This window comes from Campylobacter sp. (genome assembly GCF_020024835.1).
GTDB lineage: Bacteria > Campylobacterota > Campylobacteria > Campylobacterales > Campylobacteraceae > Campylobacter_D.
The window spans coordinates 21,292-27,946 of sequence record NZ_JAHHTD010000017.1; the positions used below are offsets into that span (position 1 = coordinate 21,292).

Consider the following 6,655-nt stretch of genomic DNA (forward strand, 5'->3'; position numbering starts at 1 on the left):
CATTAAAAAATAAAGAACTAATAAAGGTAACAATGACAAAAGATATCATCGCATATATAAATAATGAAGCTTTGATAGATACACAAAGCTGTAATGATACAGATTTAATTCCAGTGTTTTTTGATAATTCTAAAGAAAGTTTAGAGGTAATTCGTCATTCTTGTGCGCATTTGATGGCTCAAGCTATTAAATGTTTATATCCAGAAGCTAAATTTTTTGTCGGTCCAGTGATAGAAGATGGTTTTTATTATGATTTTAGAGTAGATAGTAAAATTTCAGATGAGGATCTAGTAAAAATCGAAAAGAAAATGAAAGAATTGGCGGATTTAAAGCTAGATATAACAAAATATGAATTAACCAAACAAGAAGTAAAAGAAAAATTTATCCACGATGATCTAAAACAAGAAGTATTATTAAGAATTCCTGATGGAATGGTGAGTATTTACAAGCAAGGTGATTTTGAAGATTTATGTCGAGGTCCTCACGTGCCAAATACAAAATACTTAAAGTATTTTAAATTAACTCGTATAGCTGGTGCCTATTTAGGTGGAGATGAAAAAAGAGAAATGCTCACAAGAATTTATGGTATAGCTTTTGCAGATAAAGAAAGTTTAAGTGAGCATTTAAGGATTATTGAAGAGGCTAAAAAAAGAGATCATAGAAAGCTTGGCAATGAGATGAAGCTTTTTACTTTTGATGATGAGATAGGAGGCGGACTTCCTATTTGGCTTAGTAATGGTGCAAAATTAAGATCTAAGCTAGAGCATTTATTGTATAAAGCTCATAGATTAAGAGAATATGAGCCTGTTAGAGGTCCTGAGCTTTTAAAAGCTGATGCTTGGAAGATTAGTGGGCATTATACAAATTATAAAGAAAATATGTATTTTACACAAATTGATGAGCAAGAATATGGTATAAAACCTATGAATTGTGTAGGTCATATTAAAATTTATCAAAATGAGATAAGAAGTTATCGAGATTTGCCTTTGAAATTTTTTGAGTATGGTGTAGTGCATAGACACGAAAAAAGTGGTGTTTTGCACGGGCTTTTTAGAGTAAGGGAATTTACTCAAGATGATGCACATATTTTTTGTATGCCAAATCAAATCAAAGAACAAGTTTTAGAAATTTTAGGTTTTGTTGATATTTTAATGAAAGCTTTTAAATTTGATTATGAAATGGAAATTTCAACACGTCCTGCAAAAGCTATAGGCGATGATGAAATTTGGGATATAGCTACTAAAGCTTTAAAAGAAGCTTTAGATGAGCAGGGATTAAAATATGGTATTGATGAGGGCGGTGGAGCTTTTTATGGTCCAAAGATAGATATTAAGATCACAGATGCATTAAAAAGAAAATGGCAGTGTGGAACTATACAAGTAGATTTTAATTTACCAAGTCGTTTTAAGCTTGAATATACTGATATGGATAATGAAAAAAAACAACCTGTAATGTTACATCGTGCGATTTTAGGATCTTTTGAAAGATTTATAGGAATTTTAATAGAGCATTGTGGAGGAGAATTACCATTTTTTATAGCTCCAATTCAAGTTGCTATCGTGCCAATTTCTCAAAATCATTTTGATTATGCAAAAGAAATTTATAAAATGCTTTTAGAATTAGGTGTTGATAGTGAAATATATCATAAAAGTGAAAGTCTAAATAAAAAAATTCGTTCAGCTGAAAAGACTCGTGTGCCTATGATACTTGTTTTAGGAGATGAGGAGCTTGCAAATAAAACTATAGCTTTAAGAGATAGAAGAGCAAAAGAACAAAAGGTGTTGAAAATAGATGAATTTATAACTTTAATAAAGGAGAGATTAAGTGAGGTATGCTTTTGAGTAAAGAAAGAGAAGTTTTGCTAAATGATGAAATTCAAGCAGATGAGATTAGATGTATAGGTGATGATGGCAAGGTTTATGGCATTATTAGTTCAGATGAGGCTTTAGATATAGCTAATAGATTAGGGCTTGATTTAGTGATGATAGCAGCAGAAGCTAAGCCTCCTGTGTGCAAGATAATGGATTATGGAAAATTTCGCTATCAGCAAGAAAAAAAGCAAAAAGAAGCTAAGAAGAAGCAAAAAATTATTGATGTTAAAGAAATTAAACTTTCTGTTAAAATTGCTCAAAATGATATTAATTACAAGGTTAAACACGCTAGTGAGTTTTTAGAGCAAGGAAAGCATGTTAAATTTAGAGTGTTTTTAAAAGGTCGTGAGATGGGGTCTCCTGAAGCTGGAGTAGCCTTGCTTGAAAAAATATGGCAGATGATAGAAGATATAGCAGAGCAAGATAAAGAGCCTTTGCTTGAAGGGCGTTATGTAAATATGCTTGTAGTTCCTAAAAAGAAAAAGTAAGTTATGCTAGGAGAAGCTTTAAAAATAGTTTAAATCAACATAAGCTAAAAATACTTATCAAAAGATGATGATTTGAATATATGAAGCTATGAGACAAACTAAATTGTATTTAAAAAATAGATTTAGAGATATTGATAATTTTTCAAAGATCAGTATTATCTTGCTATATAAAATAAACTTGATATTTCCTTTATGATTGATAGCATAAAGGAAACAAGTATTCGTGCTTGGCTTTGATATGAAATATAAAATTTTATAAAATTTGATTAGCTAGCAGGGATATTTTTGAGCAACTTGGGTATAAGAAAGTATTATTAATCACTAAAGCAAAACGACAAGGGACAAATGATATTAGATTGTAAGAAGGAAAAACAAACAAGCTACAGGAAATGCGATAAAGCTAAGACATCTTTGAGGTATTATATTTTTTAATGAATAGCAAAAAAGAAAATCCACAATTTTTAAAAGAACAAATCATAACTTATCTTGGCAATAAAAGATCCTTACTTGAGTTTTTAAATAAAGGTTTTGATTACGCTAAAAAAGAGCTTAAAAAAGACAAATTTAGCTTTTGTGATATATTTAGCGGTTCAGGTATAGTTTCGCGTTTTGTAAAGCCTTATGCGAGTTTTATAGTGGCAAATGATTTAGAAGATTATTCTAAGATTATCAATGAGTGTTATTTGAGCAATCAAAACGCACAATTTTTACAAGAATTACAAAAATATTATGATTTTTTACTAGCTGATTTAAAACTTGAAAAAGGTTTTATAAGCAAACTTTACGCACCAGATGATGATAAAAATATCAAAAAAAATGAGCGAGTATTTTATACACTTAAAAATGCGATGTATTTAGACTCCATAAGGAAAAAAATATCAACTTTACCAGATGATATGCAAAAATATTTCATCGCCCCACTTATCTATGAAGCAAGCGTGCATGCAAATACAAGTGGGGTTTTTAAAGGCTTTTACAAAGATAAAAATGGCATAGGTAAATTCGGGGGTAATGCAGAAAATGCACTGAGTCGCATTAAAGGCGATATAGTTTTGAAAATGCCTATTTTTTCTAACTTTACTTGTGAATTTGAAGTTTTTCAAAAAGATGCAAATATTTTAGCTAAAGAGCTAGGTGGTATAGAAGTGGTGTATTTAGATCCGCCTTATAATCAACATCCTTACGGGTCAAATTATTTTATGCTAAATTTAATCGCTAATTACAAAAAGCCAAAAGAACTTTCAAAAGTCTCTGGCATACCACAAGATTGGAATCGCAGTGCTTTTAATAAAGAAAAAAAAGCCGAAGACGCTTTGTTTGAGCTAATTAATGATTTAAAGGCTAAGATTGTGTTGCTTTCTTATAATTGTGAGGGTTTTGTAAAAAAAGAAAATTTTTTAAAGCGTCTGAAAAAAATAGGAAAGTGTGAAATTTTAGAGCAAAAATACAATGCCTTTAGAGCTAGTAGAAACCTTTCTAAACGCTCCATACATATACAAGAACAGCTTTATGTGATTAAAAAATATTAATCTTGTATGTATGATTTTAATTGTTGATATAATTTTTCTTTTAAGCTTAATGGAGTATGTATTTTGATATATGGTATCCAATATCTTATCAAATTTAAAAGTTCATCATCATAAGTGTAAAATGCTTTGATATAAATAAAATTCTCATCATCGTCTATAAATTCGTATTTAGTAAGAGCATTTTTTCTTAAGAAGTATTCCTTGGCTTTTTTATCAAGTTTTAAAATAGCTTCTTTGCTTTCCTTGCTAATCCAATTACTTTGATCTTTTTGAATTTGCTTTAAAAACTCTTCTTTCGGGGTAAAAATTTCTTTCTTTTCTACTCTTAGTTTTGTGATTTTAGAGAAAGTGAAGGTTTTTAAAGTGTTGTTTTCATCTGCTAAAAGATACCATATGTGATTAATGTTTATGAGTTTGTATGGATTAGTTTTTCTATGTTTTTCTTTGTAGTAAAAACTAATGGGATATTTTGCTATGATAGCTACGCTTAGTTCTTCAAAAATTTCTCTATCAAGTGCTTCATAGCTTTGAGTTTTGACTAAAAAGGCTTTGTTGATCTTTTCATTAAGCAAGTCGTTTAAAAACTCTTTATCTAAACTAGGATAAAGCTTACCTATACCACTTAAAATAGCAAAATTTTGTATATCTTTAAAACTTAATTTTCCTAAACCATAACCTTCTAAAAAATACTTTCCATTTTCTTTTTTTATAGGGATAAAAGCAAGGCGATCGTGCAAGTCTCTTTGTATAGTGCGAATACTGACATTAAATTCTTGCGAAAGTTCTTCTAAACTAAAACGCTCACCATTGTTTAAATACTGCAGTATAGACACTAAACGTGTAGAAAGCTTGTCTTTATCCATCAAAAACCTTTTTTATTTTTGATTATTTTAGCAAATCTTTTATGTTTTGTTTGATTGTTTTTGGATCGTTTTCATAAGTAATTAAAAGCTCTTGAGTAAGCTTTAAAAAATCATCAAAATCATTAGGATTTTCTTTTTTAAATTTAAGCACTTTATCTAGTATGATAAAAGCTGCTTCAGTTTTGTCGTTTTCTTTTTTATAAAGCTCTTTAAGCTCTAAAGCAAACTTAGTGTAAGTGTAGGCTTGCTTTGGCTTTGAGATGATATCAAAGATGTTTGATTTGTAGCTAAAAAGCAATGAAAAAAGTTGAGGCAGTTTGTTTAGCATCGTGTATCTTTCTTCGAAAATATTAAAAACTAGAGTATTTTTACTCTAGTTTATGTAAATATCATTTCTCGGTAGTGCTGATTTGGTTTTTGATATTTTCTATGTCTGATTCATTATATTTTAACTTTATTGTATCTACAACATCTTCAAAGTTAAAGCATTTACCTAAGATATTATCAAAATTATCATCTAAATAAGCACCATAAACAGTCCCCATTACCTTTGTACCACAAAAAGCAACAGTGCTATTAAAGGCAGCTCCTGCTGCAGTTCCTATTCCTGGGATAAATTTGAGGGTGCTTCCAATAGCTAATTTTAATCCATATCCAGCAGCACACACAGAACATAATGCAATCGCTATTTTTTTAGCATTTTCCATGTTTAATTCAAGATCATAGATCTTGCTAATATGCACGATCATTGCAATTTGAGTAGGAAGCAATACAGCAAAATCAGAAAAAGGTATAGGTGTTGCTGCTAGACCTGCAGCTATTTTTGAATACCTACCAACTAACAGATCAGTATCTTCTTTTAGTTGCTTTTTTCTTCTATCTTTATCGTATTTTTGCTTTCTAGCAAAAGCCTTTTTTTGTGCTTCGGGTAATATGATATAGGTTTTATTGATTAAATCATTTATATTTTTAGGTTCTTTAATGTTGCCATCATCATCTTCAGTTTTTATGGCTACAACTCTTTGCATATAATTATCATCTATTATATTAAATATATCTTTTATTTTATCAGAAAATTTTTCACCTTTATCATCTTTATCTTGTGTTGCTTTTGTTATGATTATCATAGTTGGAATCTCTAATTTTTTGCAAAAATCATAAAGTTCTTTTTCTTTATCTTCAACCCTTCTACCAGGCTCACTTATACAAAACCATACTATATGAATTTGATCCTCGACATTTTTGTGTTTTTGCTCATTTAAGAATTCTTTGATTTTTTCTATCTCATTACCTTCTAATTCTAATCCTTTCGTATCATAAATAGTTAAGTCGTTTTTATGGTGAGCTTTTATTTCTTGTGTTATGGGTTTACCACTGCCTGTTTTTGCTACAGATTCTCCAAAAATAGTGTTTATAAGAGAGCTTTTTCCAACTCCTGATTTTCCTATGATAAAAAGATTTAATTTATTACTTATGTCTTTTTCCATCTCCTTTTCCAACTCTTGTATTTTTCCAAAATTTAAATTTTCAAACATTTTGCCTAAGTCGATTTCTTTATCCATTTTTTTCCTTTCAATTTTAAATTTATTTTTCGTTATATATAAATTTGCTTAAGTTGTTTTGTTTTTAATTATATTTATAAGTGCCATTACACCTACTAAAATTAGCACGTAAGACACTGCTACATTTATAATTCCGTATTTTTCTATTAAAAATAAACTCGGCAAAATAACACAAAATAATATAAATGCAATCAAAATCCAAAATGCTCCGCAAATTATAGTCCATATAGCAATAATTATCATTACTATGATACTAATTATGACCATTTAATTCCTTTTTATTATACAAAACCCCCCCCCATTGTCAAGATATTTATGATAGTTTGTATTATCATTTAAGGT

Annotated in this window: 7 protein-coding genes; 3 read left to right on the top strand and 4 right to left on the bottom strand. The window is 29.3% G+C overall.

All coding sequences use genetic code 11. From position 1 onward, the window contains the following. The first annotated feature begins 32 nt into the window (after positions 1-32). From thrS to QZ429_RS04240, 3 genes are all read left to right on the top strand, one after another. Positions 33-1,841: a threonine--tRNA ligase gene (gene thrS / locus QZ429_RS04230; RefSeq protein WP_291951567.1), complete on the top strand. Its 1,809-nt coding sequence runs from the start codon at positions 33-35 to the stop codon at positions 1,839-1,841. Then, positions 1,838-2,359 (top strand): translation initiation factor IF-3, encoded by a 522-nt coding sequence (gene infC / locus QZ429_RS04235; protein WP_291951570.1) that lies wholly within the window; start codon positions 1,838-1,840, stop codon positions 2,357-2,359. The genes thrS and infC overlap by 4 nt, the downstream gene beginning before the upstream one ends. 431 nt (positions 2,360-2,790) lie before the next feature. Beyond that, positions 2,791-3,888 (top strand): DNA adenine methylase, encoded by a 1,098-nt coding sequence (locus tag QZ429_RS04240; RefSeq protein WP_291951573.1) that lies wholly within the window; start codon positions 2,791-2,793, stop codon positions 3,886-3,888. On the opposite strand, the gene QZ429_RS04245 is transcribed toward QZ429_RS04240, so the two are convergent. The 4 genes from QZ429_RS04245 to QZ429_RS04260 form a co-directional block, all read right to left on the bottom strand. Next, on the bottom strand, positions 3,885-4,751 hold the full coding sequence (locus tag QZ429_RS04245; protein ID WP_291951576.1) for a WYL domain-containing protein: 867 nt from the start codon (positions 4,749-4,751) through the stop codon (positions 3,885-3,887). The genes QZ429_RS04240 and QZ429_RS04245 overlap by 4 nt on opposite strands. A gap of 22 nt (positions 4,752-4,773) precedes the next feature. Continuing rightward, positions 4,774-5,079, bottom strand: coding sequence for a hypothetical protein (locus QZ429_RS04250; RefSeq protein WP_291951579.1), 306 nt, complete (start codon positions 5,077-5,079; stop codon positions 4,774-4,776). 61 nt (positions 5,080-5,140) lie between these two features. Further along, positions 5,141-6,313, bottom strand: coding sequence for a GTPase (locus tag QZ429_RS04255; protein ID WP_291951582.1), 1,173 nt, complete (start codon positions 6,311-6,313; stop codon positions 5,141-5,143). Positions 6,314-6,361: 48 nt separating this feature from the next. Beyond that, entirely contained in the window at positions 6,362-6,580 is a 219-nt protein-coding gene (locus QZ429_RS04260) for a hypothetical protein (RefSeq protein WP_291951585.1), read from the bottom strand. Between the last annotated feature and the right edge of the window lie 75 nt (positions 6,581-6,655).